Consider the following 25,871-nt stretch of genomic DNA (forward strand, 5'->3'; position numbering starts at 1 on the left):
TGCTCGTGGTGGTGCTCGGCGGAGCGACGCGGCCCGCCGCCAGTCCCCCGATGATCGATGCCGCAATCGCGGCGGATCACCCGGCGGTGTCCCGGTCGAACGCGCCGGCCGGCCGCTCTGCGCGGCACATTCTGGCGCGTGCGGCGCCATCCCCGGGCACCGAGGGGCCCTTGCGCCCGGCCGCAACGGCCGATCGTTGCTGCCGCATCGTGGGGCCCTGCGTGGCGATCCTTCCGCCCCCGCCGCTCGCTCCGGTGATCGGCCTGCGTGCCGAGCGTCCGGTGCGCCTTGCAGGGGCGCCCGGACCGCGGTCGCGCGCCTATTCCCATTTCCGACCGCCGCGTCTCCAGGCGGCAAGCTGATCGATCCGTGCCGACGCGGCGTGCGACCCGCCGTCGGCCCTGTGTCACGCTGATCCCTGGAGATCCGTCCATGTCTGTATCCGTCCGCCCCTCCGGCGCGGCAAGAACGGCGCATCTGCGCCTGATCGAGAACCGAAGCCTCTACGTCCGATACCTGCGCTGGCGCCTGAGTCGGCCGGAAGACGTGGAGGACGCCTATCAGGATTTTTGTCTGAAGGTGCTGCGGCACCACGATGCGCCGGACGACGGCGCCCAGGCCGAGGCCTGGCTGCAGTGCGTTCTGCGCTCCACGCTGATCGATCACTACCGCCGGCGGGCGAGCCGGCGGCGCGGCGAGGAGGCCTATGCGCGCGAACCGCGCGCGGACCGGGACGAGCCCGAGGCGGAGGCCGTCCCGCTGTGCCGGTGCGTGCCTCTGGCGCTTCAGCGGCTCAGGGACGATCACGCCGATCTCATCCGCCGCATCGATCTGGAGGAGGAGCCCCGCGCCGGGGTCGCCGCCGAGCAGGGCGTGACCCTCAACCATCTGGGAGTCCGTCTGCACAGGGCGCGCCGTGCCCTGAAGGCGCGCATCGCCGAGATCTGCGCGACCTGCGGCGACGGTCGCTTCGTGGAGTGCGATTGCTGACCGTCCGGCCGGCCCGTCGCGCGGCGGGTCGGCCGACGCCTCTCCCGCCGCACACAAGCCGTTCGGGCGAGGCCGACCGTCGCGCCGGCCGTTCTGGATCATTTCTCGTGAATGTCGAATCACGCAAAATACTCTATGTCTTTGTTTTTACGCAATTTCGCGAGCGCAAAAGTCTCCAGCTTTTGCTGAAATTGCTCTAGTCGTCCGGGCTGGCGATCGGCGTCATGCCGAGCATGGCCGCGCTGCTCAGCATCAGGCGCATCAACTCCGTCTGCCGGCTGATGCCGCTCTTGGAGAAGATCGAGCGCAGATGCGTGCGGGCCGTGTTGCGGCTGATGTTGAGGGATTGCGCCGTTTCGTCCAGCGACAGGCCCGAGGTCAGGCTGCAGGCGACTTCCGCTTCCGCCGCCGTCATCGCGAAAAGATTGCGCAGGATCGCGCGCTCCGGTTCGCCGCCCTGGTCCGGATCGCGGATCATCACCACGGCGGCGAAGCCGCCCGGCGCTTCGGGCGCACTGCTCAGGCTGTGCACGATGAGCCCGAGCTCGCGCGCGCCCGACGGGCGCGACACGACCAGCGTTTGCGGATGCGGCCGGGGCGCGGCCTCGGCGGGCGCGAGCCGGCTGCGAATGGCGGCCTGCAGGGCGCGGTTGTCGAGCGCGTCGGCCGCCGCGAGGGTGCCGCGCGACAGCCGCAATCCGTCCTGACTGTCGATCAGGTCGCGCGCCACCCGCGTGGTGTGAATGACCCGGCCTTGAGCATCGAGGAAGATGGCGCCGACGGCCAGGCGGTCGAGCGTGCCGGAATAGACGTTGCGCTCCTGCTCGGACCGGTCGATGCGGGCGGCCAGCCGGTGCGCGCGGCGCATGTGCCGCAGGAGATCCTCGGCGAGCGGCTGAACGTCCGGCGAAAACGGCTGACCGTCGTGGCTCGGCGTCAGATGCAGACGGTAGTGGTCCTCCTGCGGATCTCCGCAGTCGGCGGTGATCCGGGCGCCGGTGGTGGCGAACAGCTCCTGGCGCTGGCCCGCGTCGCGCGCCGTCTCGTCGCGGACTTCCGCCGCGCTCGAGGTCAGGCGACGGTGGCGAACGCTGGCGCCCCGGGTCTCGATCTCGAGCGTCACCTCCATCGCGCCGGTGGCGTCGCGCACCAGCATCAGGCACTGGCGCAGCGTGCCGCCGCCGGTGAGCGTGTCGTAGATGCTTTCGATGAGATCCGCAATTTCGGCGGTGTGCCGTCCCGTGTCGAACATGTCGCTTCCTCCCGCGATGCAATGCCTTGCGCCGGATCTTGTCGCCGGGCCCGGGCTCCCGGCCCGACCGCTGCGTTGCCCGATCCGTGTCGGCATTTTCACCATCATGCCGATTAATCGACGTAGTGTCAATTTATCGGTTGAGCGTTGAATATTCGGCAGGTGGTGGTCGAGGGGCCGCTCGTCCTCTTGGACGATGCGCCTCGTGCCGGTCCGCCTGAAAAAGGCCGGGACCGTCCCGGGCGTGCGCAGTGCCGCGCCCGGCAAGAGAATCCGGGCAGGGAGTTGTCATGCGCGAAGCAGTCATCGTCTCGGTGGCGAGAACGCCGATCGCGAAAGCCTACAAGGGAGCCTTCAACGACACGGAGGCGCCGGCGCTGTCGGGCCACGCCGCGCGCGCCGCGCTGGAGCGCGCGGGTGTCGAAGGCGGCGAGGTCGACGACGTCGTCATGGGATGCTCGGCGCAACAGGGCACGCAGGGCTACAACATCGGGCGTCTGACCGCCGCCGCCGCCGGCCTTCCGGACACCGTGCCGGGAATGACGGTCGACCGCATGTGCTCGTCCGGACTGATGGCGCTGGCCATCGGGGGGCGGCAAATCGTGCTCGACGGGATGGAGACGGTGCTCGCCGGCGGGGTGGAATCGATCAGCCTCACCCAGAATGCCCACAAGAACACCCATCGCAACCGCTCCCGGGCGGTGACCGCGCGGTGGCCGCATATGTACATGCCCATGATCGAGACGGCCGAACTCGTCGCCGCCCGTCATGGCGTCGACCGCGACGCGCAGGATGCCTTCGCGCTGCAGAGCCAGCAGCGCACGGCCGCCGCGCAGGCCGCCGGCCGCTTCGACGCGGAACTCGCCCCCCTGCCGACGCGCAAGCTCGTGAAGGATCGCGAGACCGGCGAGACGCGTCATGAGGACGTGCGTCTGGAGCGGGACGAGGGCGCGCGGGCGGACACGACGCTGGAGCGCCTGACCGGTCTGGCGCCGGTCTATTCCAACGGCGAACTGGTCGAGGAGGGGCGTTTCGTGACGGCGGGCAACTCCTCCCAGCTGTCCGACGGCGCGGCGGCGCTGGTTCTGATGGAGGGGCGGCGGGCGGAGCGCCTGGGGCTTGCGCCGCTCGGCGCCCTGCGCGGGATCGCCGTGGCGGGCTGCGCGCCGGAGGAGATGGGCATCGGTCCCGTTCTCGCCGTGCCGAAGCTTATGGACCGGCATGGCCTGACGGTGGACGACATCGATCTGTGGGAACTGAACGAGGCCTTCGCCAGCCAGGCGGTCCATTGCCGCGACCGCCTCGGTCTCGATCCGGAGAAGCTCAATGTGAACGGCGGCGCGATTGCGGTCGGCCACCCCTTCGGCATGACCGGCGCGCGTCTGTCGGGACATCTTCTGATCGAGGGGCGCCGGCGGGGGGCGCGGCGCGGCGTGGTGACCATGTGCATCGGCGGCGGCATGGGGGCGGCCGGCCTGTTCGAGATTTTTTGCTGACGGCGGGCAGGCGCGGCGCGGGGCCGGTTCCGCTTCGCGCGTCACCGATGGTAGAAAACCTGCTGTATGTATCGAGGCGAAGGACCGCCGGGGAGAGACGGAAATGGGGAACGGGGGCGATGGCGCCGGCGAGCGCGGCGAGGCGCGTCAGCCGAAGGCGGAGCGGCGCGACACCAATCCGCGCAAGGAACTGGTGCGCGAACAGCTTCTCGACATCGCCGCGCGCATGTTCGACGAGAAGGGCTACGATCGCTGCAGCATGGCGGCCATCGCCAGCGAGGTCGGTCTCGGCCGCTCCGCGATCTACCATTATTTCGGATCGAAGGACGAGATCCTGGCGGCGCTGATCGACACGGAGGCGCTGGAACCCTTGAGCCGGTTGCGGGAACTGGCCGACGACACGACGCACAGCCCGGCCGAACGGCTGCGGGTGGCCATCGTCGACGGGGTGGTGCGGCGGCTGTCCAGCGGTGCGCGCTTCGTGCGCCTGGCGCGGCTGGAGGCGCAGATCCCCGACCATCTGCTCGCCGACTACAACAGCTCGCGCCGGGCGATCTACGATTACTATGTCGATTGCATCGAGCAGGGCATCGCCGCCGGCGAATTCCGTCAGGTGGACACCCATATCGCCGCCTTCGCGGTGATCGGCATGGCCAACTGGACGTCGCGCTGGTATCGGCCCGACGGCCGCCTGAGCGCCCAGGAGATCGGCGAGGCGATGGCGGATCTCGCTCTGGCGGGCCTGTTGTCCAACGACCAGAACACGCGTCGGCTGGAAGAGGCGCGCGCCCGGGTGCGTGCGTTGAGCGACGATGTCGCCGTCCTGAGGCAGCTTCTGGGATAGCCACGGCCGCGCCGCTCGAGGCCGCGGGACGGGGCGCGCAAGCGGCTTCGTCGTCCGATTGCATGATGCCTGTCCCGCACTTTCCAAGCATGCTGTGACGATACGCGTTCGTCGTCCGACGGGTCCGACGGGCGTCGGGCGCCGGCCGTTCGCGCCGCTGTCGGGTTTTCAAAGCGGCCGAATCCCGGACGCGGAGAGGGGGGCGGACGGCAAGAGGAGGGCGGACGTCGGACGGCCGGACGTCGGGTGGACAAAAACGGGCCGGTATCTCGGGAACGCAGACCGAAATGCTCGCGAAAAGAGCGCCGAAGGCCTTGAGTGCCGGGAGTTAAGGGGGAGGAAAATGCTCAGTGAGATCGCCATCATCGTGGTGCGAGGCGTGGCCATCGGCGCGCTGTTCTCGATCATCGCGATGAGCTTCAACATCGTTCACAACGCCACGCGCATCCTGAATTTCGCGCAAGGCAACATCTTCATCCTCGGGGGGTTCGCGGCCTATCTCCTGGCCAACAACGCAAGCTTTCCGATGTGGCTCGCGATGCTCGCGGTCACCAGCGTGGTGATCGCCGTTTTCGTGGCGATGCAGGGCTGGCTGACGCTGCTGCCGCTGCGCGGCAACACCACCGAGCAGGACAGCTGGATGATCTCGACCGTCTCGGTCTCGGTGATCATCGCGGCGATCCTGATGCTGATCTACGGGCCGTTCGCCTATTCCGTCGGCGGCGTAACGCCCGCGTTCGAGATCTTCGGCGTCAAGACGCCCGGCGCCTTTCTGCTGGCGATCGCCGTGATGATCGGCTGGTATCTCCTGCTGTCCTGGTTCCTGCGCCATTCCTTCACCGGACTGGCGATCAGCGCCCTGTCGCAGGACTTCGACGCCGCCCGCGCGGCCGGGCTCAACGTGCGTCGACTGCAACTCCTCGCCTTCGGCATCAGCGGCATGATCGCCGGCTCCGCCGGCTTCATGGTGGCGCCGATCATCTCCGTCAGCCCGGACGCCGGGCTGCGCTATGTGCTGAACGGCTTCATCGCCGCGGTCGTCGGCGGGATCGGCAACAACACCGGCGCCCTGATCGGCGGCCCGCTCGTCGGCGTGATGGCGATGCTGATGGCGTACAAGGTCGGCGGCGCCTATCAGGACCTCGCCTCGCTCATCGTGCTCGTCGTGATCCTGATGTTCTGGCCGCAGGGCCTGTTTGGACGCGCGACCGCGCGCAGGGTGTAGCACCATGGCAAGCCAGAACGACAGTCTCGCCGAGGCCGCCGGGCCGCAGGTGTCCCTGCCCACCGCACGCGGGCGCTTCCGCTCCGACGGGCTTCAGCTTCGCCTCGGCATCCTGCTGATCCTGCTGACCGGGATCGGGCCGAGCCTTCTGGGCAATTCCTACTGGGAGCACACGTTTCAGCTGGTGAACATCCTGATCGCGGTCGCCGTGCTGCAGAACTTCCTGTTCGTCGACGCCGGGCAGAAGAGTTTCGGCCAGGGCGCGATCCTCGGTCTCGGCGCCTATGGGCTGGCGATCGCCAGCGGCATTCACGGGGCGCCGCTGGCGCTTGGCGTTGTGGCGGCGGTCGGCGCCGCCATGCTGGGCGGGCTGCTGTTCGCCTTGCCCGCGCTCAGGGTCCAGGGCTTCCACCTCGGTTTCGCGACCCTGAGCGCGGCAATCGTCTTTCCCCAGCTCCTGATCCAGTTCGACGGCGTCACCCGGGGCATCAACGGCATCAGCCTCTACATTCCGGCCCTGACGAAACCCCTGGTGTTCGGTCTGAGCGGGCTGACGCTGCTGGTGACGGCGGTGCCGATCGCCGCGCTTCTGCTGCACTACAGCATCCGCAGCGCGCGGCTGGGGCGGCGCATGCGTCTGGCGGCGGAAAGCGCAGAGGCGGCGCGTGCGCTCGGGGTGCGCCCCGGCGCCATGCGGGCGCTCGCCTTCATGATCGTCTCGGCCGGCACCGGCCTGTGCGGGGCGCTTTATGTGCCCACCGTCGGCTTCATCAGCCCGCAAGCCTTCATCATCGAACTGTCCTTCACCCTGTTCTTCGTGGTGGTCGTCGGAGGGCGCGGGCAACTGCTCGGACCGATCGTCGGCATCTGGGTGATCTACATCGTGCCCAATGTGCTGCTGGTGCAGCTCGTCGAATACCGGCTGCTGATCTACGGGTTCCTGACGCTGGCGGTGGTGATCGCCTTTCCCGACGGCCTCGTGGGCACCGTCGAGATGTGGCGCCGCAAGCGCTTCCAGCGCGGCGGCGGCGAGCAGGGCTTCCGCCTCGCGCCCTTCTCCGAAACCCTGGAGACGGTCGCGCCGCGCCCGGCCCCGGCGGACGCGCCTCCCATTCTCGAGGTCCGGGGCGCGGTCAAGCGCTTCGGGCAGGTCGTGGCGCTCGACAGGGTCGATCTGGAGGTGCGCCCCGGCGAGGTGCATGGCCTGGTCGGGGCCAACGGCTCCGGCAAGACCAGTCTTTTGAACATCGTTTCCGGGTTCAGCCGGCTGGATGACGGGAGCTACAGCTTTCGTGGTCGCGACGTGACCCGGCTGAATGCCACCGGCGTCGCCCGGATGGGGCTCGGTCGAACCTTCCAGACCCCGCGCATCTTCACCGACGTGTCGGTATGGGCCAACATGCAGCTTGGCCTCGATGCCCGGGCGACGCCGCTCGACCCGCAGATGGCCCGGCTCGCCGAGCGCTTTCGCGAGGCCTATGGCGAGGACAATCCGGCCCTGCTGGCGCATGGCCAGCGGCGTCTTCTGGAAGTGATCCGGGTGGTCTTCGCCGATCCGGCGCTGGTGTTGTTCGACGAACCGGCGGCGGGGCTCGCGCCCGCCGAGCGGGCCGAGTTCTCCCGCCTGCTGCGCCAGCTCAGCACGCGGCTCGGCATGGCGGTGATCCTGGTGGAGCACGATCTCGACCTGGTCTGGGACATCGCCGACCGCATCACCGTTCTGGAGACGGGCCGGGTCGTGGCTTCCGGGCCGCCGCAGGCGCTCGCCAAGGACCCGGCGGTTCAGCATCTCTTCGTCGGAGGCAGCCATGCTTGACGTTCGCAACCTGGTCGCCGGCTACGGGGACATTCCGGTGCTGCGCGGCATCTCGCTCCGGGCCGAGCCCGGCGAGATCCTCTTGATCGGCGGCGAGAACGGAGCCGGGAAATCCACGCTGCTGCGCGCGATCGCCGGTTTCATCAAACCCTCGCAAGGCAGCGTGGAGCTGGACGGAAAGCCGATCACCGGCATGGCGCCGGAAACCGCGGCGCGCGCGGGCTTGCGGCTGGTTCTGGACGGGCACCGCGTCTTTCCCGAACTCACCGTCTACGACAACCTGCGCATGGGGGTGGCCGCCCGTCCCGACGACCGGGCCAATCTGGCGCACTCGCTGGAAGAGATCTACGAGGTCTTCCCGATCCTCAAGGAGCGCTCCCGGGCGCTGGCGCGCGATCTGTCCGGCGGCCAGCAGCAGATCCTGGCGCTCGGGCAGGCCTTCGTCGCCCGGCCGCGCGTGCTGTTGTGCGACGAGCCGTCGCTCGGGGTGGCGCAGGCGCTGTTGCCGCCGATCCTGGCGTTCCTGCGGCGCTGGGCGCAGAGCGGAACGGCGGTCGTCATCGTCGACCAGCACGTGAAGATCAGCCTTCCCTACGCGGACCGCGCGATGATCGTCCAGCGCGGCGAGGTTCTGCTGGAGTGCCCCGCCGGCGAGCTGGACCGCAAGCTTTCGAGCATGCATGCGGCGCGCCAGAGCGCCCATGCCGGACGCTGATCGCCGGCCGCGCCGCGCGTCCGCCTGATGTCGTCCCATCGGACGATGAGGCGGGCGGGCGGGCGCGGTATCCCTGATGGCACCAGACAGCGAAGCCACAGGAGCGCGCCATGCCGGATCGCGACAGCCCGCCGCCGCAGTATGAAACCGACCAGCCGGTCCTCTACCGGGTCGAGGGCGCGGTCGCCTGGATCACCATGAACAGGCCCGCCTACAACAATGCCCAGAACGCACAGATGACCTATGCGCTCGACGACGCCTTCAGGCGGGCGGTCGACGACGACGCGGTGCGGGTGATCGTGCTGGGCGGCGAGGGCAAGCATTTTTCCGCCGGACACGACATCGGCACGCCGGGCCGCGACGTCGAGCGCAGCTTCGACCGGCGGCTCTTGCTGCCCGATCATGTCGGGCGGTCGGGCGCGGAGTTCCTCTATACGCGCGAACACGAGGTGTATCTCGGCATGTGCCGGCGGTGGCGCGACTGTCCGAAGCCGACCATCGCCATGGTGCAGGGCGCCTGCGTCGCCGGCGGACTGATGCTCGCCTGGGTGTGCGATCTGATCGTGGCGTCGCAGGACGCCTTCTTCCAGGATCCGGTGGTGCGGATGGGCATTCCCGGCGTGGAGTATTTCGCGCATGCGTTCGAGCTGCCGCCGCGCGTCGCCAAGGAATTCCTGCTGCTCGGCGAGCGGATGAGTGCCGCGCGGGCGGAAAGCTTCGGGATGGTCAACCGGGTGGTGGCGCGCGAGGCGCTGCGGGACGAGGTGGACGGGCTCGCCGCGAAGCTCGCCGAGCGACCGCCGCTCGGCACCTGGCTGATCAAGCAGGCCGTGAACCATGTCGAGGATCTGCGCGGCAAGCGCACCGGCATGGATGCGGTCTACCACATGCATCACTTCGCCCATGCCCAGAACGAACTGGCGACCGGACACAGGCTGGCCGGGCTCGACGGCACCGCCATGGCGGCGGCGAACAAGGCGGAAAACGGAGGCTGACGGTGGACCTGCGCTATACGGACGATCAACTGGCCTTTCGCGCGGAGGTGCGGGAGTGGATGGCGGCCAACGTGCCGGACGAACCGCTCCCCTCCTTCGACGGCACGCGGGCGGGCTTCGAGGCGCACAGGGAGTGGGAGGCCCGGCTCAACGCCGGCCGCTGGGGCATGGTCACCTGGCCGGAGGCCTATGGCGGCCGCGGGCTGGACCTGATCCGCTGGCTGATCTTCGAGGAGGAATATTACGCCGCCGGCGCGCCGCAGCGGGTCAACCAGAACGGCATCTTCCTGCTCGGCCCCACCTTGATCGACTATGGCACGCAGGCGCAGAAGGCGCGCTTCCTGCCGCCGATGGCCAATGGCGAGGAAATCTGGGCGCAGGCCTGGTCCGAGCCGCAGGCCGGCTCCGATCTCGCCGCGGTGCGGGCGAAAGCGGTGCGCGACGGCGACAGCTATCTGCTGTCCGGACACAAGATCTGGTCGTCGCGGGCGGTGATGGCCGACTGGGCCTTCGGCCTGTTCCGCACCGACCCCGCCAGCGAACGGCACAAGGGCCTGTCGCTGATCCTCTTCCCGCTCGACGCGGAGGGTGTCCGCCGTCAGGCGATTGCCCAGATCAACGGCGAGACCGGCTTCGCCGAACTCTTTCTCGACGAGGTGCGGGTTCCGGTGGAGAACCGGGTGGGGGCGGAAGGCGAGGGCTGGCGGATCTGCATGGCCACCGCCGGCTTCGAACGCGGATTGATGCTGAGAAGCCCGGCCCGCTTCCAGATGACGGCGCGGCGGCTGGTGGAGCTCTACGAGGCCAACCGCGAGACCTGCGGCCCGGCCCAGCGGGACGCGGTCGCGCAGGCCTGGATGGCCGCCGAGGCCTATGCGCTTTCGGTCTACGCCACCGCGTCGCGGCTGATCGCCGGCGGCGGCATCGGCGCCGAGGCCAGCCTGAACAAGATCTTCTGGTCGGAGATGGACATCGCGATGCACGAGACCGCGCTGGCGATCCTGGGCGCGCGGGCGGAGCTGTTGCCCACCGCGCCGGCGGCCGGCGACGTCGGGCGCTGGCTCGACGGCTACCTCTTTTCGCTGGCCGGGCCGATCTACGCCGGCACCAATGACATTCAGCGCAACATCATCGCCGAACGGCTGCTTGGGTTGCCGCGCGCATAGGAGGGACGCTCCATGAACTTCGCCTTCAGCGAGGAACAGACGATGATGGCCGACGTGGTGCGCGACGCGCTGCTGCGCGAATGCGGATCGGCGGCGCTTCGCAGCCGGATCGGCGCCGTCTGCAGTTTCGATCAGGATCGTTGGCGCAAGCTTCTCGCGCTTGGCGTGGCCGGCGTGCTGGTTCGCGAAGAGGCCGGCGGCCTGGGGCTTGGCGGCCCGGATTTCGTCCAGATCGCGGAGGCCTGCGGCTACGCCTGCCTGCCCGAGCCGCTCGTCGACCACGCCGGCGTCGTGCTGCCGCTCCTGAGTGCGTGCGAGGGCACGGCCGCCGGCGAGGCGCTGGCGCGCGGCCTGGAGGACGGCGCGTTCCTCGCGCTGGCGCATCCGCAGACGCCCTGGGTGGTCGCGGCCAATGCGGCGCAGGCGGTGGTCCTGCCGGGGCCCGACGGCCTGCGTCTGGTGCCGGGCGCGGACACCGTCCGGGTTCAGCAACCCGGCATCGACCCCTTGCGCCAGCTCTTCACGGTGAGCGCGCCGCCAGAGGCCGGCGTGCGGATCGCCGGGCCGCAGGCGAGCCGCACGCTGCTGGCCCGGGCCGCCGAACGCGGCGCGGTGTTCACGGCGGCAGAGCTCGTCGGCCTCGCCCAGGCGAGCGTCGACCTTGCCGTCGCCTATGCGAAGGAACGACACCAGTTCGGCCGGCCGATCGGGGCCAATCAGGCGATCAAGCACCATCTCGCGAGCGCGCAGGTGAAGATCGCCTTCGCTCGCCCGGTGGTGCATGCGGCCGCCGCGCTCGTTCCCCCGGAACCGGGCGCCCCGCCGGAGGACATGGAAGCGCGGGCGCGCATCTCCCATGCGCTGCTGGCGGCGGGCGAGGCGGCCGAACTGGCCACCCGCACCGCGCTGCAGGTGCATGGGGCGATGGGCTATTCGTGGGAGGTCGACGTGCACCTCTATCTGAAGCGCGCGCTGTCGCTCACCGGGCGCTGGGGCGGGCCGGAGTATCACCGCCAGCGGGTTGCCGAACGGGTGCTCTCCGCCCCGCTCGGGCCCGACCGGCTGTTCCCGCAGCCGGTCCGGGAGACGGACACGACGCCAATGAAAAGGACGGCATGATGGGGATTTGCGAGGATCGCGTGGTGATCGTCACCGGCGCGGGACGGGGGCTCGGCAGGGCCTATGCGCTCGAGCTGGCGCGCCAGGGGGCGGCCGTGGTGGTCAACGACCTGGGGGTCGGCAACCACGGCGAGGCGGCAGAAGCCGGCCTGAACCCGGCGGAGCAGGTCGTGGCGGACATCACCGCCGGCGGCGGACGGGCGATCGCCAACGGCGAGGACGTCGGCGATTGGGACGCCGGCAAGCGCATTGTCGAGGCCGCGCTCGACAGCTTCGGGGCCCTGCATGCGGTGGTCAACAACGCCGGCTTCGTGCGCGACAGGATGTTCGTGTCGGCCACCCCGCAGGAGTGGGATGCGATGATGCGGGTCCATCTGCGCGGCCACTTCTGCACGACGCGTCATGCGGTCGACCACTGGCGGGCCGAGGCCAAGGCGGGGCGCGAGGTGGCCGCGCGCATCGTCAACACCACGTCCGGCGCCGGCTTGCAGGGCTCCATGGGCCAGAGCGCCTATTCCGCCGCCAAGGCGGGCATCGCGGGACTGACGCTGGTGCAGGCGGCCGAACTGGCGCGCTACGGCATCACCGCCAACGCGATCGCGCCGCAGGCCCGCACCCGCATGACGGAAGAAGCCTTCGGCGCGGCGATGTCGCGCAAGGACGGGGACTTCGATCTCTATGCGCCGGAAAACACCGCGCCGCTGATTGCCTGGCTCTGTTCCGCGCGTTCGGGGGATGTCACCGGCGAGGTGTTCGAACTGCTCGGCGGGCGGCTGTCGCTGGCCCGGGGCTGGGCCGACGGCCCGTGCCGGGATCGGGGCAGGCGATGGCAGGCGGAGGAGATCGGCGCGGCAGTGGCGGCCCTGACGGCGGAAAAGCCCGCGGCCAAACCGGTCTACGGCCAATAGGACCGGGACGCGGCGGGAGCGGGCGACGCCCGCCCCTGTGCGGGGGAGGCGGCAGGTCAAAGCCCGCCGAGCCGCTCCACCTGATCGAGAAACAGCGGTTTTTCGCCGCCGCCATGGATCTCCAGCGTCGCGCCGGAGATGTAGCGGGCCATCGGGCTGCACAGGAACACGACGCCCTTGGCGATGTCCTCCGGACGCCCCATCCGCCGGGCCGGCAGCGCGGCGGCAATCGCGGCGCGGGCGGCCTCGCTGCCATAGGCCTCGACCTCCCCATCCGTTTCCACCAGGCCGACGACGATGGCGTTGACGCGGATGTCGGGGCCCCACTCGGCGGCGAGGCTGCGGGTGAGACCCAGAAGCCCCGCCTTCGCGGCGCCGTAGACGGCGGTGCCGGGGGAGGGCCGGATCGCCGAGACGCTGGCGATATTGACGATGGAACCGGCGTCGCGGCCGCCGCGCATCCAGGACGTCACCGCTTGCGACAGATGAACGGGGCCCGTCAGGTTCAGCGCGACAATGGCCTCGTGAAAGCGCGGCGAGACGGTCGCCGCATCCACCGCCGGCGAGCCGCCGGCATTGTTGACCAGAATGTCGATGCGACCGAACTCCCGGCCGACCGCGTCGACGAAGCCGGCCACCTCCTCGTGCTTGCGCACGTCGCAGGGCAGGAACCGCGCCGTGCGGTCGCCGGCCCGGGGAAGGCCGTCCGGCTGGCTGCGGCCGCATACGACGACCTCGGCCCCGGCGGCGAGAAGATCGCGGGCGATCGCCGCTCCGATGCCGCGGGTTCCGCCCGTGACGATCGCCACGCGACCGTCGAGACATATGTCGGCATCGGACAGGTTGGATGCGATCACGGCGTCAGGCTCCTGTGTCGGGAGGATCGGATCTTGCGGGCGCGCATGGCTCAAAGGCGCTCGATGATGGTCACATTGGCCTGGCCGCCGCCCTCGCACATGGTCTGCAGGGCGAAACGGCCCTTGCGGCGTTCCAGCTCGTTCAGCATCGAGGTCATCAGCCGCGCGCCGGTGGCACCGAGCGGATGGCCGAGGGCGATGGCCCCGCCGTTGACGTTGACCCTTTCATGCGGAACGTCGAGATCCTTCATCCAGGCCAGCGGGATCGAGGCGAAGGCCTCGTTGCATTCGAACAGGTCGAAGTCGGCGATCTTCATGCCGGTCTTTTCCAGCGCGTGGCGCGTGGCCGGGATCGGCGCGGTCAGCATCCAGACCGGATCGGCGCCGCGCACGGAGAGGTGGTGGATGCGGGCGCGGGGCGTCAGGCCATGGTCCCGGACCGCCCGTTCCGAGGCGATCAGCAGCGCCGCGGACGCATCGCTGTTCTGGCTGGCGACGCCGGCATGCACGCGTCCGCCCTCGATCAGCGGTTCGAGGCCGGCCATCTTCTCCAGCGAGGTATCGCGCCGCGGCGGCTCGTCCACGCAAAACCCGTCGAGCGGGGCGATCTCATTGCGGAAAAGGCCGCCGTCGATGGCGGCGATGGCGCGCCGGTGGCTTTCGAGCGAAAACGCCTCCATCTCCGCGCGCGAGGAGTTCCAGTGCTCGGCGATCATCTCGGCGGCGCGAAACTGGCTGACCTCCTGATCGCCGTAGCGGGCGTGCCAGCCGGGCGAGGTGCTGAAAGGATCGGGATAGCCGAATTGCGCGCCCACCGTCATGGCCGCGCCGATCGGGATGGTGTTGAGGCTCTGCACGCCGCCGGCGATTACGAGATCCTGCGTGCCGCTCATCACGGCCTGCGCGGCGAAATGGAGCGCCTGCTGGGAGGAGCCGCACTGCCGGTCGACGGTGACGCCGGGCACATGGTCGGGCAGACCGGCGACCAGCCAGCAGGTGCGGGCGATGTCGCCGGCCTGCGGACCGATGGTTTCCACGCATCCATAGATCACGTCGTCGACGGCGGCCGGGTCGATGCCGGTGCGTGCCATCAGCGCCTTGATCGGGTGCGCCCCGAGATCGGCTGCGTGGAGCGTGGCCAGCGCCCCCTTCTTGCGGCCCACGGGGCTGCGCACGGCATCGACGATATAGGCTTCGGGCATGGTTCGGACCTCTTCACAGAACGCGCCAGGGGCCGGCACCCTAGGCAAGGAGTGGACGCGGACAATCACCCGAATAGACGAGCCGGAGGGCTGCCGGACCGCTCACCCAAACAGACGATGCGGTAAAGCGGAAACGGACCAATCCTGAATTGCATGCTGCGCAAAGGGAGGAGTTCATGTCACGTCGCCTCGGTTTGTTTTTCACGCTTTTTCTGTCCACGTCCCTTCTGGCGGGCCCAGCTGCCGCCTCCGAGTGGCGCATTCTGGCGCAATTCGATGACGCGCCGGAGGGCCTCGTCGACGACGGAGAGGGCGGCTTTTACGTCAGCCTGTTTCACTCCGGCCATGTGATGCAGGTCGCCGCCGACGGCACGGTCGAGCAGATCGCCGATCTGCGGACGGTGATCGGAGAGGCCAAGGGCAGCACCGTCGGCATCGATTGGGACGGCGAGGACACGCTCTATGTCGCCTTCTCCGAGTATTCCAAGCGCTTTCCCTGGCCGGCCGAGGCCGAGCTTTCCGTCGAGGCCTGCGGCGATGCGACCGTGACCCGGTCGGGTCTCTACGCGGTGACCCTGTCGAGCGGGAAGGTGGAGCCCGTGGTGACGCGAGCGGACGGCTATCCGTTCTGCTTTCCCGACGATCCGGTGGTCGCCTCCGACGGCAGCATCTATCTGTCCGATCTCAGCCTGAAGGGGATCTGGAAGATCGACCCCGAGGAAAAGTCCGCGGTGCTGTGGTCGAAGGACCCGTTGTTCGACCCGGCCGGCAAATCGCTGAGCGGATATCCCGTCGGCGTGAACGGCATTGCCCTGGCGCCGGATGAAAGCGCGCTGTTCGGCGTGACGGGCGGGATCCCGATGCTGGTCAAGGTGCCGATCGAGGCCGACGGCAGCGCCGGCAAGGCGGAGATGCTGACCTTCGGCTACGACAACATGGACGGCCTGGAGGTCGATCCGCAGGGAAATTTCTACCTGACGGAGACCCTGCGCAGCGAAATCTGGAAGGTGAGCCCGGACGCGGGCCGGCGCGAACAGCTCGGCGAACCGCTGCAGGCGCCGCTCGGCGCGCCGGCCAGCCTCGCCTTCGGCGACGACAGCATCTGTGTGACCAATCTCAACTTCTTCGGCCATCTTCCCGACGACAAGGCGCGCTCGATCGCCTGTCGCAAGCTCGGCCCCACGCTCTGGTAACGGGCACGGCCCCGAGGCCGCGCGGACAGACGATGCGACTGCCGTCGTCGCGACCGGGCGTCCCCGTCTTGCGGACCATGGTCCTGAAAGGAAAAGGGTCCCCGATGTCTTGGGGATCCGGTTTCAGACGACGAAATTCTCCAGGAGGCTCAGATGAAACAGTATGAAACGGATGTCCTCGTCATCGGAGGCGGACCGGCGGGATCGACGGTGGCGACCATCCTGGCGCAGAACGGGATCAGGACGAACGTCCTGGAGCGCGACACCTTTCCCCGCTATCACATCGGCGAATCCCTGCTCGCCTCCCTGATGCCGATGATCGACATCATCGGCGCGGGAGAGAAGATCAAGGCGCATGGCTTCGTCGAGAAGCCCGGGGGCTACTTCAACTGGGGCAACGAGAAATGGTCGTTTCGCTTCGATGAGGTCGAGGGCGCGCCGACGCATTCCTATCAGGTGAAGCGCTCGGAGTTCGACGAACTGCTGCTCGACCACGCCGGCGAGACGGGTGCCAGCGTGCATCAGAACGTCAAGGTCACGAAGATCAACTTCGAGGACGGGCGGGCCGTCAGCGCCGATTTTCATGACCGGACCAAGGACAGCAAGGGCACGATCCGCTTCAAGTATCTGGTCGACTGTTCGGGCCGCAGCGGCGTGATGGCCACCGAGTACACCCGTAGCCGGCAGTTCCACGAAGCCTTCAAGAACGTGGCGATCTGGTCCTATTGGACCGGCTGCGACCTGAACTATGACGATCTGCCCGAGGGCTCCACGCGCATCATCTCCATCGAGGCCGGCTGGATCTGGTTCATTCCGCTGCACGACGGCACCGTGAGCGTCGGCATCGTGCTGAGACACGACCATCTGCGCAAGGAGCGGGCGGCCGGTCGCAGCAACGAGGAGATCTACGACCGCACGCTCGCGGAACACCCCGAGGCGCAGATCATCCTGGCCAACGCCACGCGCCGCGAGGTGCGCATGGAGACGGATTATTCCTACACCTCCGACCGGTTTTCCGGCCCCGGCTACTTCATGTGCGGGGATGCCGCCTGTTTCCTCGACCCGCTGCTGTCGAGCGGCGTGCATCTGGCGATGGTGTCCAGCCTGATCGCCGGAGCCTGCATCGCCAGCGTGCTGAAGGGCGAGGTCGCCGAGGACCGGGCCGTCAACTTCTTCGAGACCAGCTATCGACAGGCCTACCTCCGGTTCCTCATGCTCGTCTCGTCCTTCTATGACCTCGGTCGGGGTCAGGACGGATACTTCTGGGAGGCGCAGCGTCTCACCTCGAAGGACTATGCCGACGGCGACATGAAGAAGGCCTTCGTGAGCATCGTCTCCGGCGGCGCCGATTTCGACGATGTCCGCGACGGGCAATACGGCGAGGTGGTTGCGAAGAAGGTGTCGGAGAAGCTGCGCCTGGGGGTCGACATGCGGCGCGGGGCGGCCGAGGTCGGCGAGGAAACGCGGCAGCAGACCATGGAGTTCATGGACGCCCTCAACGGTCTGACCTTCCTGCAGAAGACCGCCGCCATCGACGGTCTCTATGTGGCCACATCGCCGGAGGTCGTCCTGAAGGAAACGGCAGACGCGCACGTTTGACGCGCGTTTGCGGTGCGGGACACGGGTCCGCGCGGCCCGGCTCCCGCGCCGCCCCGCTCTCCGCGCGCGGCAAGACCGGCGAGAGCGGCAGGAGTTGCGTCCGATCGGGGCGTTCACGCAATTTCAGGGCGAGCGGCGCGCATCGCGCGCCCCGCGACGGGTGACGAAATGATAGCAGAAGACGACCAATGGAGGTTCACCACGATCCCGGCGCTGTGCGCCCGCGCCGCGCGGGTCTATGGCGACCGGCTGGCGGTCGAGGACGCCGGGATGACACTGTCCTTCGTCGAACTGGACGCCATGCGCCGGCGGATGGCCAAGGCGATGATGGCGGCCGGCGTGGAGAAGGGCGACCGGGTGATGATCTGGGCGCCGAACGGCTGGCGCTGGTTCGTGACCGCGCTCGGCCTCGTCAGCGCCGGCGCCGTGCTCGTGCCGGCGAGCACCCGCTTCAAGGGCGGCGAGATCGCCGATCTGGTCAAGCGCAGCGGCACGTCGCTTCTGTTCTCCGTCGGCGACTTTCTCGACCGCTATTATCCCGATCAGCTGAAGCCGGACACGCGGGCGCGGCTGCGGGAGGTCGTCGTCTTCGAGGGTCCGCGCGGCGGCGACCGCGACTGGGAGGCGTTTCTGGCCGCCGGCGACGAGATTTCCGACGCGGACCAGGCCGCGCGCGAGGCCACGGTGGGGCCGGATGACCTGTGCGACATGCTGTTCACCTCCGGCACCACCGGCTACCCGAAGGGCGTGATGTACGCCCATCGCCAGTGCCTGCGCGGCATCGACGGCTGGGCGACGAGGGTCGGGATCCGCGAGCACGACCGCGTGCTGGTCATCCCGCCGTTCTTCCACGCCTTCGGCTACCGCTGCGGCGCCATCGTCTCGATGATGCGCGGCGCGGTGCTGATCCCGCATCTGACCTATGACGCGGAGGAAATCCTGCGGCGGGTGCAGGACAGCGGCATCACCGTCATTCCCGGTCCGCCGGCGGTCTTTCACGGCATGCTGCAGCATCCGGGGCTGGCCGCGTTCGACACGCGGACGCTGCGCCTCGGCGTGACCGGCGGGGCGTCGGTGCCGGACGTTCTCGTCCGGCGCATGCGGGAGGATCTCGGGTTCGAGGGCGTGGTGAGCGGCTATGGCCTCACCGAGTGCGGCGGCTTCGGCACCATGTGCGACGCATCCGATCCGGATGCGGTGATCGCCAGGACCGCGGGCCGGGCGATGCCCGACACGCAAGTGCGCATCATGGGGGCGGACGGCGCGTTCGTGCCGGACGGCGAGCCGGGCGAGGTGGTGATCCGCGGCTACTCGGTGATGAAGGGATACTTCGAGGATCCGGTCGCGACCCGCGAGACGATCGACGCCGACGGCTGGCTGCATACCGGCGACATCGGCGTCCTCGACGCGAACGGCAATCTGCGCATCGAGGACCGGCTGAAGGACATGTACATCACCGGCGGATTCAACTGCTATCCGGCGGAAATCGAACGCATTCTCAGCGGTCATCCGGCGATCGGCGTCGTCTCGGTGATCGGCGTCCCCGACGAGCGTCTCGGCGAGGTGGGCCGGGCCTTCGTCATCCTGCGTCCCGGCAAGACGGCGAGTGAGGAGGAGATCATCGCCTGGGCGCGGGCGAACATGGCGAACTTCAAATGTCCGCGCGCGGTCGAGATCCGCACCTCCCTGCCGATGAGCGCGCAGGGCAAGGTGCAGAAGCAGCGCCTGCGGGAGGAACTGGCGGGCCGCGTCGGCGTCGCGGTCTGACGGAGCGGGGCCAAGCCCCGCCGCCAGCGCGCCCCGGCGCGAGAGAGCCGGAGACGACACCAACACCAAAGGTCTGAAGGAGGAAGACACCATGATCGGGAATGGAAGGTGGCTCGGGTTCTGCGCCGCGATGGCGATGGCGCTCGTATCGACGCAAGGTCGCGCGGCGGAACCGCTGAAGCTTGGCGGCATGGTCTCCCTGACCGGGACCGGCGCCTCCATCGGCAAGGTGGCGGAGATCGGCTGGCGCATGGCGGTGGAGGACATCAACGCCCAAGGCGGCATCGCGGGGCGGCCGGTGGAGTTCATTCTGGCCGACACGCTGACGGATCCGACCCATGCGGTCGGCGAGGCGCGGCGGCTGATCGAGAACGAGCGGATCGCGGCGATGGTCGGCCCGGTGACCAGTCAGGAGGTGATCCCGGTGACCGCCGTCACGACGGCGGCGAACCTGGCGCAGATCACGGCGGCGTCCTCGGCGACGCTGACGCCCCAGGCCGCGCCCTATCATTTCTCCAACTCGCCCACCGGTCTCGCGCAGATGATCCCCAACATCGATTATGCGCTCGATGTTCTGGGACTGACCAGACTGGCGATCATCTCCGACAATGGCGGCATGTCGAAGGATGCCGTCGCGCAGATGATCCGCTATCTGGAAACGCGCGAGCTGGAGCCGGTCGAGGTGCAGGAATTCGCCTTCCGCACGGAGGACATGACGCCGCAGCTGTTCTCCCTGCGCTCGAGCGGCGCGGAGGCCGTGCTGATCATCAACTCGCTCGGAGACGATGCCCGCAAGTTCCTGCAGAACCGAGATGAAATCGGGTGGGACGTGCCGGTGTTCGGCAGTCTGACGATGACCAATTTCGCCGTCGGAAACGCCAGGGTTCTCGGCGAGGAGGCCTTCGACGGTGTCCGCAGCGTGCAATTCGTCGGCATGACCTATTGCGAGGGGGATCCGGTCGGGGCCTCCGACTATGCAAGGTTCGACAAGCGCGCGAAGGACACGGTGAGCGATCTCGAGCGGCTCGGCGGCAGTTCCTCGATCATCCCCTACTACATCGAGCCCTTCATCCTGAAGGCGGCGATCGAAGGGGCCGGTTCGACCGACGGCGACCGGATCGCCGCCTGGATCGAGGCCAATGCGTCCTCGATGGACAACATGCTGGGAACTTTCGAGGCCAGCAGCGAAACCCATTTCCTGCCGTCGTCGGAAACGCTGACGGTGGTCGAGGATGCCTTCGCGCCGCGCGAGGACGGGCTGACCCGACGCGCCCACTGCGACTGACGGAAACCCACGGGCACGGCCGTGCCAGACCGGGAGGAGGGCCGCCGCCAGGCGGCCCTTTTTTGTGTGCCCGCATTCGCATGTGTCGGCATCCGAACGCGCGGGGCATGCGCGCGCCGCGCGCAGCGGCGCCGGATTGCGCGCCGTCGGTCAAGGCTCCATCCTGCATATGGACGATGCGGCACGGCGTCCGGCGTGGCTGATGGACGGTGGAACAAGGCAGATCCGGGAAGACCCATGGACACGCTATCGAGCGATGAACACACGATGATCCGAGATGCGGTGGCGCGCTTTCTGGAGCGCTCCGGCGGGCTGGAGCCGGCGGCCCGGGTCTCGGACGGCGGCGAGGCGGGCGCCGTGTGGCGGGGGCTGGCCGCGGAGTTGCAGGTCACCGCCGTCGGCCTGCCCGACGCATGCGGCGGCCTGGGTCCCGACATGCGCGCGCTGGTCGCGGTCGCGCGGGAACTGGGCAGGGTGCTGACGCCGGTTCCTTACGTGAGCACGGTGGCGGTCGCCGGGCAGATCCTGGCGGCGGCGACGCCGGGCGCGGGCCGCGATTCGTGGCTGTCGCGGATCGCGGAGGGACGCCTGCGCGCCGTGGTCCCGCAGGGCGGCACGCGCGCCGGCGATTGCTGGGACACGTCCCCCTTTCACGCCGAGCGCGCCGGCGAGACCTATGTGCTGGCGGGCCGGGGCGGTCCGTTCGCCGATCTGATGGAGGCGGATCTGGTGCTGGTCCCGGCGCTCTGCGCGGGCGAACCGCTGCTCTTCGCGCTCGACGCCGAGGCGCTGGCGGACCGCCGCGAGGCCTGCGCGCCCATGGACGCGACGCAGCCGACGGGCCGGCTGCGCCTGGACGGCCTGCGCCTCACCGCCAGTGCCGTTCTGGACGCAGGCGCCGGTTTCCGGCGCCGGTGCCGGGAGGCGAACGACCGGGCGCGGCTCGCCCGCGCGGCCGAGATGAGCGGCGCGGCGCGCGGCGCCTTCACGCTGACACGCGACTATATCGCCGAGCGTCGCCAGTTCGGCCGCACCATTGCCTCCTATCAGGCGATCAAGCATCGGATGGCGGATCTCTTCGTCCGGTTGAACCGGGTGGATGCGCTGATCGACGGCGCGGCGCTGGCGTTCGACCGTCTCGACGGCGGAGCCGGCACGGGCGACGGGGATGCGGCGGCGGTCGCGGGAGCCGAGGCCCGCGTCGCCCAGGCGATGGCCTGCGAGGCCCTGTTCGCCGCAAGTGCCGAGGCAATCCAGCTTCACGGCGGCGTCGGCATGACCTGGGAGTATGCGCCGCATCTGTTCTTCAAGCGCGCCACCGCCATGCGGGCCCTGTGCGGTCCCCCGGAGGCTGCATTCCGGGCGTGCGGCGGGGATCTGATCGACCGGCGGCTTTCCGCGCTTCCGCTCGGCGGGGCCGAGGGCGGCGGCGAGGCCGCGCTGCGCAAGGCGGTGGCCATCTGGATGGCGGACAACCTCACCGGCGATTTCGCGCCTCTGCGCGGGCGCGGCGGAGCCGGCGACGGCGATGCCCTCCCGGACTTGCGAAAGGCCTGGGAGCGGCGTCTGGCGGCGGGCGGCTGGACCTGTCTGGGCGTGCCGAAGGCGCTCGGCGGGCGCGGCATGTCGGTGCGCGATCAGGTGATCTTCAACGAGGAATATGCCCGGGCGGGCGGCCCGGGGCGTCTGGGGCACATCGGAGAGGGGCTGCTGGCGCCGACACTTGCCGCCTTCGGGACGCAGGACCAGAAGGCGCGCTTCCTGCCCGGGATCCTGCAGGGCACTGTCTTCTGGGCGCAGGGCTATTCGGAGCCGGGGGCCGGGTCGGATCTTGCGAGCCTGCGCACCCGGGCCCGCCGCGATCCTGCGTCCGGGGACTGGATCGTGGACGGACAGAAGACCTGGACCTCGCTCGCGCATCTTTCCGACTGGATCTTCGTGCTGGCCCGGGCCGAGGAAGGATCGCGCGGCCGCGACGGCCTGATCCTGCTGCTGATGCCCCTCGACCAGCCGGGGATCGACATCCGGCCGATCCGGCAGATCAACGGCGGCCGCGAGTTCAACGAGGTCTTCTTCGACGCCGCCGTGGCGCGCAAGGAAGACGCGGTGGGGGCGCCGGGCGAGGGCTGGTCCATCGCCATGGCGTTGCTCGGCTTCGAGCGCGGCATCTCGACCCTGGGTCAGCAAATGGGCTTCGCGCGCGAACTGGAGGCGATCGTCGCGCTGGCGCGCCGGGTGGCCGAGCCCATGCAGCATGCCGAGGCGCTGGGGCGCGCCTGGGCCGGATTGCGGGCGATGCGCCACGGCGCCTTGCAGATCCTCGGCGCGGCCGAGCGCGGCGAGGCGGGGGCCGAGGCCCTTGGCTACAAATACGACTGGTCGAACTGGCATCGCGGGCTTGGCGAACTGGCCATGGACGTTCTGGGGCCGGAGGCGGCCGCGCACGCGACAGAGCCCGAGATCGCCCGCCTGCAGCAGATGTATCTGTTCTCCAGAGCCGAGACGATCTACGGCGGCACCAACGAGATCCAGTTGAATATCATTGCGGAACAGGGCCTTGGCATGCCGCGCGAGCCGCGTGGACAGGCCCGGGGCGCGCCGCGATGACGGGGTGCCACGGCGCGGGCGGAGGAGCGACGGAGCACCGGGGGTGGGGCTCGGGGCGGCGCGGCATGGCTCATGACACATGACGAAACGAGATCGCAGGAAGGGAGCGAAATGACGGGGGATTTCAGGGGAAAAGTGGTTGCCGTCACCGGGGCGGCGCATGGCATCGGCCGGGCGATCGCGCTCGGGTTCGCGGCCGAACAGTCGGATCTGGCCTTGCTCGACCGCGACGGCGAGGCCCTGATGGCGACGGCGGAGGAGGCGCGGGCGCGCGGCGCGCGGGTCATGGTGATCGAGGGCGATCTGCTGGACCGGGCGCATGTCGCCGCCGGCTTCGCGCGGATCGAGACGGAGCTCGGGCCGGTGCACACGCTGGTCAACAATCTCGGCCAGACGGCGCGGGAACGCTACTCCGAGTTCTATCTGGCGGAAGGCGACACGCTGGATTTCGTGATCGATATCTCGCTCGGCGCCACGCTGCATTGCTCGCGCCAGGTGGTGCCGGGGATGCGGGCGCGCGGAGCGGGGCGGATCATCTCGATATCGTCGGACTCCGCCCTCAACGGCGATATCGGAACCGTCGACTATGCGGCGGCCAAGTCCGGGGTGCTCGGCTTCACCCGCGCGCTCGCCCGCGAACTGGGGCCGCACAAGGTGACGGTCAACGCGATCTGCCCCGGTCCCACCAACACGCGCGCGATGCAGCGCATCCCCAAGGACGCCTATGAGCGCGCCCGCGACGCGATCCCCCTGGGCGAACTCTGCGAGCCGGAGGACATCGCCAACGCGGCGGTGTTTCTGGCCAGCGACAAGGCCCGCTGCATCACCGGCCAGACGCTCGTCGTGAACGGGGGGCGCGTCTTCAACTGAGGGCGTGCGAACTGAGGGCGGGCGGTCCGGCGATGCGCTGCCGACACATGAAGACACCGGGGGAGACGGGGACATGAGGCGATGGAGATGATCGGGCAAGGGCTGGAAACACGCCTCACGCGGGCGCTCGGGTGCCGCTATCCGGTGGTTCAAACGGCGATGGGATGGGTGGCCGACCCGAACCTCGTGGCGGCGACGACCAATGCCGGCGGGTTCGGCTTTCTGGCCGCCGCCTCGATCCCGCCGGGGGAAATCGACGCCGCGATCGCCGCCGTCAAGGCGGCCACGGACGGTCCGTTCGGGGTCAACTTCCACATGTTCCAGCCCAATGCGGAGGAAGTGATCGAGGCGATCCTGCGGCACCGGGTGCGCGCGGTGAGCTACGGGCGCGGCCCGGACGCGGCGACCATCGCCCGGTTCCGCGATGCCGGGATCGAGTGCATGCCGACCGTCGGTGCGGTGAAACACGCCGTGCGGGCGGTTGAACTGGGCGCCAGCATCATCACCGTGCAGGGCGGGGAAGGGGGCGGGCATACCGGATCGGTGCCGACCTCGCTGCTTCTGCCGCAGGTGCTCGATGCCGTCGACGTGCCGGTGGTCGCCGCCGGCGGCTTCTACGACGGGCGGGGGCTGGCCGCCGCGCTCGCCTGGGGCGCGGACGGCATCGCCATGGGCACCCGCTTTCTCCTGACCCGGGAAAGCCCGGTGCATCCGGAAACGCTCGCCCGCTACCTCAAGACCGCCGATCCGGCGGCGATCCGGGTGTCGAAGGCGGTCGACGGTCTGCCGCAGCGCTTTATCGACAACGAGGAACTGCGCCGCATGGAAGGGATGCGCGCCCCGGCGCGCTTCGTCGCCAGCCTGCGTCATGCCCTGTCCTGGGGGCGCGCGCAGGGGATGGGGCATGCCGACATGCTGCGGCTGGCGCTGCGCGCCTTCCGGGCCGGCGACGCGGGCTTCGCCGCCACCGTGATGGCCCCGAACCTGCCGCGCCTGGTGGAACAGGGTCTCGTCGCCGGCAACACCCGGGGCGGGCTGCTGCCCTCCGGGCAGGTCGCGGCGCTGATCGGCGAGCTGCAAAGCTGCGAGGCGCTGATCGCCGGGATTGTCACGCAGGCGATGCAACGGCTGGCCGCCTTGCGGCGGATGGATCCCGGCCCCTGCGACGCGCCGGAACGGGGAGCGATGGCATGAGCACGCCCTTTGCCGTGGAGGTCGCCGACCATATCGGCGAAATCGTTTTGAACCGACCGCCGGTCAATGCCTTCGACAGCGCCGGCTGGGCCGCGCTGGCGCGAGCGGTCGACGCGCTGAACGCCGATCCCCGGGTGCGGGTGCTTCTGATCCGCGCGGAGGGGCGCGGGTTCTGCGCCGGCGTCGACATCAAGGAATTGCAGCGCCATCCGGAGCGGATCGTCGAGGTCAACCGGGGCAATTACGACACGTTCCGCGCCATCCACCGGGGGCGGGTGCCGGCGATCGCCGCCGCCCATGGCTATGTGCTCGGCGGCGGGATCGGCATCTGCGGCGCGGCGGATATCGTGCTTGCGTCGGAGTGCGCCAGCTTTGGCGTGCCGGAGGTGGACCGCGGGGCGCTGGGCGGCGGTGCGCATCTGCGGCGCCTGTTTCCGCTGCAGAAGGTGCGGCGGATGTATTTCACCGGCGAGCCGGTCGACGCGCGCGAGGCGTATCGCCTGGGCGGCATCGAGGCGGTTCTGCCCCGGGACGAGCTTGCCGGCGCCGCGCGGGCGCTGGCGGAGAAGATCGCCGCCAAGAGCCCGACGATGATCGCGCTGGCCAAGGAGGCCCTCAACGGGGTGGAGGCGACCGATCTCGAGGCGCACTACCGCTGGGAGCAGGGCTTCACCGCGCAGGCCTATCTGATGGCCGATTCCCAGGCGGCCCGCGATGCCTTCGTCGCCGAGGGCCGTCCCGCCGATTTCTCGAAGACCCGAGGATGACCCG

21 protein-coding genes are annotated in these 25,871 nt (G+C 69.4%); 18 read left to right on the plus strand and 3 right to left on the minus strand.

Annotated features, from left to right (window positions below; translation table 11 throughout):
• The first annotated feature begins 432 nt into the window (after positions 1-432).
• On the plus strand, positions 433-990 hold the full coding sequence (locus tag ABL312_RS01005) for an RNA polymerase sigma factor (protein ID WP_349359511.1): 558 nt from the start codon (positions 433-435) through the stop codon (positions 988-990).
• A 196-nt stretch (positions 991-1,186) separates the two neighbouring features.
• Here ABL312_RS01005 and ABL312_RS01010 read toward each other — a convergent pair whose 3' ends face one another.
• Positions 1,187-2,242, minus strand: a complete 1,056-nt coding sequence (locus ABL312_RS01010; protein ID WP_349359512.1) for a LuxR C-terminal-related transcriptional regulator — start codon at positions 2,240-2,242, stop codon at positions 1,187-1,189.
• A gap of 290 nt (positions 2,243-2,532) precedes the next feature.
• Here ABL312_RS01010 and ABL312_RS01015 point away from each other — a divergent pair, with 290 nt between their 5' ends.
• The 9 genes from ABL312_RS01015 to ABL312_RS01055 all read left to right on the plus strand — a co-directional run bounded on the left by ABL312_RS01015 (position 2,533) and on the right by ABL312_RS01055 (position 12,526).
• Positions 2,533-3,738 (plus strand): acetyl-CoA C-acyltransferase, encoded by a 1,206-nt coding sequence (locus ABL312_RS01015; RefSeq protein ID WP_349359513.1) that lies wholly within the window; start codon positions 2,533-2,535, stop codon positions 3,736-3,738.
• A 103-nt stretch (positions 3,739-3,841) separates the two neighbouring features.
• On the plus strand, positions 3,842-4,582 hold the full coding sequence (locus ABL312_RS01020) for a TetR/AcrR family transcriptional regulator (protein ID WP_349359514.1): 741 nt from the start codon (positions 3,842-3,844) through the stop codon (positions 4,580-4,582).
• 343 nt (positions 4,583-4,925) lie between these two features.
• The gene (locus ABL312_RS01025) at positions 4,926-5,807 is read left to right on the plus strand and encodes a branched-chain amino acid ABC transporter permease (RefSeq protein ID WP_349359515.1); all 882 of its coding nucleotides are present in this window, start codon (positions 4,926-4,928) and stop codon (positions 5,805-5,807) included.
• 4 nt (positions 5,808-5,811) lie between these two features.
• Positions 5,812-7,623 (plus strand): ATP-binding cassette domain-containing protein, encoded by a 1,812-nt coding sequence (locus tag ABL312_RS01030; protein ID WP_349359516.1) that lies wholly within the window; start codon positions 5,812-5,814, stop codon positions 7,621-7,623.
• Entirely contained in the window at positions 7,616-8,338 is a 723-nt protein-coding gene (locus ABL312_RS01035; protein WP_349359517.1) for an ABC transporter ATP-binding protein, read from the plus strand. The genes ABL312_RS01030 and ABL312_RS01035 overlap by 8 nt, the downstream gene beginning before the upstream one ends.
• Positions 8,339-8,448: 110 nt before the next feature.
• Entirely contained in the window at positions 8,449-9,333 is an 885-nt protein-coding gene (locus ABL312_RS01040; RefSeq protein ID WP_349359518.1) for an enoyl-CoA hydratase, read from the plus strand.
• A gap of 2 nt (positions 9,334-9,335) precedes the next feature.
• Positions 9,336-10,499 carry an acyl-CoA dehydrogenase family protein gene (locus ABL312_RS01045; RefSeq protein WP_349359519.1) on the plus strand — a complete coding sequence of 388 codons (1,164 nt, stop codon included), beginning with the start codon at positions 9,336-9,338 and terminating at the stop codon, positions 10,497-10,499.
• 12 nt (positions 10,500-10,511) lie between these two features.
• A complete protein-coding gene (locus ABL312_RS01050; RefSeq protein ID WP_349359520.1) occupies positions 10,512-11,618 on the plus strand; it encodes an acyl-CoA dehydrogenase in 1,107 nt (368 codons plus the stop codon).
• Positions 11,615-12,526 (plus strand): SDR family oxidoreductase, encoded by a 912-nt coding sequence (locus tag ABL312_RS01055; protein WP_349359521.1) that lies wholly within the window; start codon positions 11,615-11,617, stop codon positions 12,524-12,526. The genes ABL312_RS01050 and ABL312_RS01055 overlap by 4 nt, the downstream gene beginning before the upstream one ends.
• 56 nt (positions 12,527-12,582) lie before the next feature.
• Here ABL312_RS01055 and ABL312_RS01060 read toward each other — a convergent pair whose 3' ends face one another.
• Both ABL312_RS01060 and ABL312_RS01065 read right to left on the minus strand, forming a co-directional pair.
• A complete protein-coding gene (locus ABL312_RS01060; protein ID WP_349359522.1) occupies positions 12,583-13,383 on the minus strand; it encodes an SDR family oxidoreductase in 801 nt (266 codons plus the stop codon).
• Between the two features lie 50 nt (positions 13,384-13,433).
• Positions 13,434-14,585, minus strand: coding sequence for an acetyl-CoA C-acetyltransferase (locus ABL312_RS01065; protein WP_349359523.1), 1,152 nt, complete (start codon positions 14,583-14,585; stop codon positions 13,434-13,436).
• A gap of 176 nt (positions 14,586-14,761) precedes the next feature.
• Here ABL312_RS01065 and ABL312_RS01070 point away from each other — a divergent pair, with 176 nt between their 5' ends.
• The 8 genes from ABL312_RS01070 (at position 14,762) to ABL312_RS01105 (ending at position 25,867) form a co-directional block, all read left to right on the plus strand.
• Positions 14,762-15,778, plus strand: coding sequence for an SMP-30/gluconolactonase/LRE family protein (locus tag ABL312_RS01070; RefSeq protein ID WP_349359524.1), 1,017 nt, complete (start codon positions 14,762-14,764; stop codon positions 15,776-15,778).
• A 153-nt stretch (positions 15,779-15,931) separates the two neighbouring features.
• Positions 15,932-17,377, plus strand: a complete 1,446-nt coding sequence (locus ABL312_RS01075; RefSeq protein ID WP_349359525.1) for an NAD(P)/FAD-dependent oxidoreductase — start codon at positions 15,932-15,934, stop codon at positions 17,375-17,377.
• A 168-nt stretch (positions 17,378-17,545) separates the two neighbouring features.
• Positions 17,546-19,144, plus strand: a complete 1,599-nt coding sequence (locus ABL312_RS01080; protein WP_349359526.1) for a FadD3 family acyl-CoA ligase — start codon at positions 17,546-17,548, stop codon at positions 19,142-19,144.
• Positions 19,145-19,235: 91 nt separating this feature from the next.
• Positions 19,236-20,429 carry an ABC transporter substrate-binding protein gene (locus ABL312_RS01085; protein WP_349359527.1) on the plus strand — a complete coding sequence of 398 codons (1,194 nt, stop codon included), beginning with the start codon at positions 19,236-19,238 and terminating at the stop codon, positions 20,427-20,429.
• Positions 20,430-20,666: 237 nt separating this feature from the next.
• A complete protein-coding gene (locus tag ABL312_RS01090) occupies positions 20,667-23,036 on the plus strand; it encodes an acyl-CoA dehydrogenase (RefSeq protein ID WP_349359528.1) in 2,370 nt (789 codons plus the stop codon).
• 111 nt (positions 23,037-23,147) lie between these two features.
• Positions 23,148-23,906, plus strand: a complete 759-nt coding sequence (locus ABL312_RS01095; protein WP_349359529.1) for an SDR family NAD(P)-dependent oxidoreductase — start codon at positions 23,148-23,150, stop codon at positions 23,904-23,906.
• Positions 23,907-23,987: 81 nt separating this feature from the next.
• Positions 23,988-25,100, plus strand: coding sequence for a nitronate monooxygenase (locus ABL312_RS01100; protein ID WP_349359530.1), 1,113 nt, complete (start codon positions 23,988-23,990; stop codon positions 25,098-25,100).
• Positions 25,097-25,867 (plus strand): enoyl-CoA hydratase family protein, encoded by a 771-nt coding sequence (locus ABL312_RS01105; protein ID WP_349359531.1) that lies wholly within the window; start codon positions 25,097-25,099, stop codon positions 25,865-25,867. The genes ABL312_RS01100 and ABL312_RS01105 overlap by 4 nt, the downstream gene beginning before the upstream one ends.
• Positions 25,868-25,871 lie beyond the last annotated feature (4 nt).

It is taken from the genome of Stappia sp., assembly GCF_040110915.1.
GTDB lineage: Bacteria > Pseudomonadota > Alphaproteobacteria > Rhizobiales > Stappiaceae > Stappia.